The sequence below is a fragment of the Parasphingomonas zepuensis genome, assembly GCF_036663735.1.
Lineage (GTDB): Bacteria > Pseudomonadota > Alphaproteobacteria > Sphingomonadales > Sphingomonadaceae > Sphingomonas.
Genome location: NZ_JAXOJO010000025.1, coordinates 1 through 1,593 on the forward strand (window position 1 = coordinate 1; position 1,593 = coordinate 1,593).

Annotated in this window: 1 protein-coding gene and 1 pseudogene; both read right to left on the bottom strand. The window is 60.5% G+C overall.

The genetic code is table 11. The features are described 5' to 3' along the window. Nucleotides 1–279 precede the first annotated feature (279 nt). Nucleotides 280–666 (bottom strand): annotated as a pseudogene (locus U1769_RS24880) (integrase core domain-containing protein); the annotation flags it as partial. A gap of 113 nt (nt 667–779) precedes the next feature. After that, on the bottom strand, nt 780–1,394 hold the full coding sequence (locus U1769_RS24885; RefSeq protein WP_332720849.1) for a transposase: 615 nt from the start codon (nt 1,392–1,394) through the stop codon (nt 780–782). Between the last annotated feature and the right edge of the window lie 199 nt (nt 1,395–1,593).

Genomic DNA, 1,593 nt, shown 5'->3' on the forward strand with positions numbered 1-1,593 from the left:
GTCATCCTCGGCGCGATCCTTTGGTCAAAGACGATCCGACCCGGTTTCTTCGCCGTGCTGCGCGCGCTTATGCAGCCCAAGATAGTCGATGTAGTGGGCTTAGCCGCCCTCTACATAGCAGGGTGTGTCTGGCTGCTGGCGCGCATCCGGATATGGGATTGGCCAATCTTAAAACGGTCATTCTGTGGTTTCTCACGACGGGCTTTGTGGCGATCGCCGACACCAAGAAGCTCGAACGGGGCCCGCTCACACTTTTGCGCTGTGACCTGCTCCCCGTTTTCAGGCCGCCGATAACTTAGCTTCGGTGTGTATATACCCGTGGCGGGGGCGGTTCGTAAACTCGGCGGGTGCCAACCCGCCAAGGCTGCTGTGCGGACGCACGGTGTTGTAGTCGGTCCGCCATGCCTCGATGATCCGTCTTGCCGCAGCCAGCGATGGGAACTGGTGCGCATTCAGGCACTCGTCGCGCAAGCGACCATTAAACGATTCGACTAACGCATTGTCCGTCGGCTTGCCAGGTCGCGAGAAGTCCAGCGTCACACCGTTCTCGTAAGCCCGACGGTCGAGCGCCTTCGAGATAAACTCCGGGCCATTGTCCACCCGGATCGTCCTGGGCGCACCGCGTGACAGCGTGATACGTGTCATCGCCTCGACCACCTGGGCACCTCCATTTACCGGGAGATTTGGGCGGATTTGGGATGTGGGGCCTGTTGGGGGTAAATGACGGCCGTTGGGGTGCATATTGCTCCGCTCACGGATTTCCTGATTTCCGGGCGCACTTATCCCATGGCTGTTCGTCGTTCGTGGAAGATCAGTCGGTTCATGTAGGCCAGATTGGCCAGCGTGATCTGGGCTTCCGCGCGCTTGATGATCAAGCCCATGATGGCCTTCTGGTGCGCGAACACATGCTCGACCCGTGCACGGACTTTTGATTTCGTGGCATTCCCGCGCCGGACGTGATCGGGCATCGGCTTGCCTCTGGGCTTTCTGCGATGGATGCGGCTGACCCGACCATGCGCCTTGAGCCACTTTTCGTTGACCTGGCTGCGATAGGCCGTATCAGCCCAGACGTCCGACGCGCTATTGTCATTGGTCACGACGTCCCGGAGCATCCGGCCATCAAAGCGCGCTCCATCGGTGACCTTGCCCTTGCGGATGAAGCCGAAGGCCCGGCAGATCGAGATGCTGCTCTTGTAGCCAAAACTGGGGATGGCGATGTCAATCTGCGGCTTGCCATCCGCCGCCGGCCTGCCCTTGGCGAACTTGAGCGTCCAGCGCGCATCCGTGTCTTTCTGCGCTGCGCGGGCGGGTTCGCCGGGCCAGATCTCAAAGCCTTCTTGCCCTCCTTGATCGCTGCCTTCTCGGCCTCGGCATTGCGCTGCTTGCGCGGCCATCCGACACGCCGGGCATGCTTCAATCTAAGTCAGAAAGACTCTAGTTGTGGCGCTTACGGACGCGTCAACGTTGCTCGGGCAAAACCGAGTGCCGTGTGAGGCTGTTTGAAGCAACATATGCCACGCCGCGCCGTCTTGGGCTCCGCCTCCGATCCTGTAGAAGCTGATGGCCGAATCCTTGAACAAGCGCGCTCGTTCA

What these genes read in the sequence shown, in the direction of transcription:
- U1769_RS24885 (WP_332720849.1), bottom strand. Translation starts at nt 1,394, where the DNA reads ATGGCCGCGCAAGCAGCGCAATGCCGAGGCCGAGAAGGCAGCGATCAA.